The following is a 2,130-nucleotide window of genomic DNA, read 5'->3' on the forward strand; positions in this document are numbered from 1 at the left end:
ACGATGACCTTGTCGCCCGGCTTCAAGCCATCCTCGACCAGCCACTTGCTGCCAACCGCGCGGCTGACATTGACCGGGCGCACTTCGACCTTGTTGTCCTTGCCGACCACCATGGCGGTGGTGTCGCCCTTGGGATCGCGGGCGATGCCCTGCATGGGCACGAGGAGGCCGTTTTCGCGCACGCCGCTGCCGACCTGGGCGCGCACGTACATGCCGGGCATCAGCACCTGGTCGGGGTTGTCGACCTTGACCCGCAGCGCGTAGCTGCCGGTGGTGGGGTCGACGCTGACTTCGGAGAACTCCAGGGTGCCCTTGTGGGCGAACTCAGTGCCGTCGTCGAGCAGGATGGTGACCGGCAGGGTCTGGTTGTCCTGCAGGCGGCCGCTGGCCAGTTCGCGGCGCATCTGCAGCAGTTCGCTGGCCGACTGGGTCAGGTCGACATAGATCGGGTCGAGCTGCTGCACGGTGGCGAGCGCGTCGGCCTGGCCGGCGCTGACCAGCGCGCCCTGGGTGACCGAGGACTTGCCGATGCGGCCCCTGATGGGGGCGGTGATGCGGGCGTAGCCCAGGGTGACGTTGGCGGCATCCAGGGCGGCCTTGGCGGCGCCGACATCGGCCTCGGCCTGCTTCTGGGCGGCCACTGCGTTTTCCAGGTCCTGCTTGCTGACCGCGTCGACCTTGGCCAGCTCGGTGATGCGCTTGGCGCTCAGGCGCGCGGCGTTGGCGGTGGCGTCGGCGCGGGCGAGCTGGGCGCGGGCGCTGTTGGCCTGGGCGCGGTAGCTGGCGTCATCGACCTGGTACAGGGGCTGGCCGGCAGTGACCAGGCCGCCTTCGGTGAACAGGCGCTTGGCGACGATGCCGCTGACCTGGGGGCGCACTTCGGCGACCAGGAAGGCGTTGGTGCGGCCGGGCAGTTCGCGGGTGAGGCTGACCTGTTCGCCCTTGAGGGTGGCAACGGTGACCTGGCCCGGGCCGCCCTGCGGCCCCTCCTGCTCACCGCCGCCACAGGCGGACACGGTCAAGGCGATCGCGAGGGACAGCGCGAGAAGACGGTACGGGGTTCGGGACATGGTGGGGGCTCACAGGAAACGAAAAAGGGTCGCCTGCAGCACTACCCCGCCTTTAAAAGCGACGAATGACAGCCAACAGGTCGGCAAATACGGCAAATCTGACGGTTTCGGCAAGGGCGCGGGTACGCGCGGTCCTCGCCGAGGTTCAGTGGGACGGAAATATACATACATGCATGTTTGTTTGTAAAGCGGTACAATTCAGGCCGGTTTCATCCAGCAACTGCACAGCGCAATGGCCAGAAAGACCAAAGAAGAGGCGCAGGCCACCCGCGCGGGGATCCTCGACGCGGCCCAGGCCTGTTTTCATGAATTCGGGGTGGCGGGGACCAGCCTGGCGATGATCGGTGCGCGCGCGGGGTATACGCGCGGGGCGGTGTACTGGCACTTCAAGAACAAGACGGAGGTGCTGACGGCGATGATCGACCGGGAGCGCATTCCGTTCATCGAGCGGTTGCGGCGGACGACGTCGTCCAGGCGGACGACGCCGGTGCTGGATCTGCGTTCGGCGTTGCTGGTGTCCTTCCAGGAGCTGGCCGACGATGAGCGGCTGCGCAACATGATGGAGATCATGCTGCGCAACGATCTGTCGGTGGAGAGTCAGGCGATGCAGGAGCTGCAGTTGGAGGCATCGCGGGAAGAGCTGGCCATTTTCGCGGCGGCGTTCCAGCGCGCGCGCGAGTTGGGGCAGTTGCGCGAGGGGGTGGACGTGGACACGGTGGCCCGGATCGTGAGCACGAGTCTGACGGGTGTGCTGTACAGCGCGATGCTGGAGCCGGAGCTGTTCGAGATCAAACGCGACGGCGCGCAGACACTGGACGCGATTCTGAGTGCGTTCGTGAAGCCGGGTGTGTTCACCCCGGGGGCGGCGCCGACGGCGTTGCCTACTGAGGATGAGGTTTGAGGCTTAAGGCGTAAGTCCGAAGCCGAAGCCGAAGCCAAGGCAGATTCCGCCTGTCCATGGCTGGGCGGGGCGGTGTGGATTCGCGGGACACGCCGTAAATCCATCCCTGGAGGCTCGTGGGCGCCATCCATGGCGCCCAACGGTCCCGCGAACCCACAC

At 66.8% G+C, this 2,130-nt stretch carries 2 protein-coding genes; one reads left to right on the top strand and one right to left on the bottom strand.

Annotated elements, in window-relative coordinates; all coding sequences use genetic code 11:
- Positions 1–1,070: multidrug efflux RND transporter periplasmic adaptor subunit SmeD (gene smeD, locus DBR34_RS19985; protein ID WP_128098077.1), on the bottom strand; the 1,070-nt coding region annotated here is incomplete at its 3' end.
- Positions 1,071–1,302: 232 nt separating this feature from the next.
- Between smeD and DBR34_RS19990 the strand changes: the two genes are divergently transcribed.
- Positions 1,303–1,971 carry a TetR family transcriptional regulator gene (locus tag DBR34_RS19990; protein ID WP_128098078.1) on the top strand — a complete coding sequence of 223 codons (669 nt, stop codon included), beginning with the start codon at positions 1,303–1,305 and terminating at the stop codon, positions 1,969–1,971.
- The last annotated feature ends 159 nt before the right edge of the window (positions 1,972–2,130 follow it).

This window comes from Stenotrophomonas sp. HMWF003 (assembly GCF_003061285.1).
Classification (GTDB): domain Bacteria; phylum Pseudomonadota; class Gammaproteobacteria; order Xanthomonadales; family Xanthomonadaceae; genus Stenotrophomonas; species Stenotrophomonas maltophilia_AP.

Excerpts from the sequence above, each read along its gene's own strand:
- DBR34_RS19990 (WP_128098078.1), top strand. The coding sequence starts at position 1,303 with ATGGCCAGAAAGACCAAAGAAGAGGCGCAGGCCACCCGCGCGGGGATC.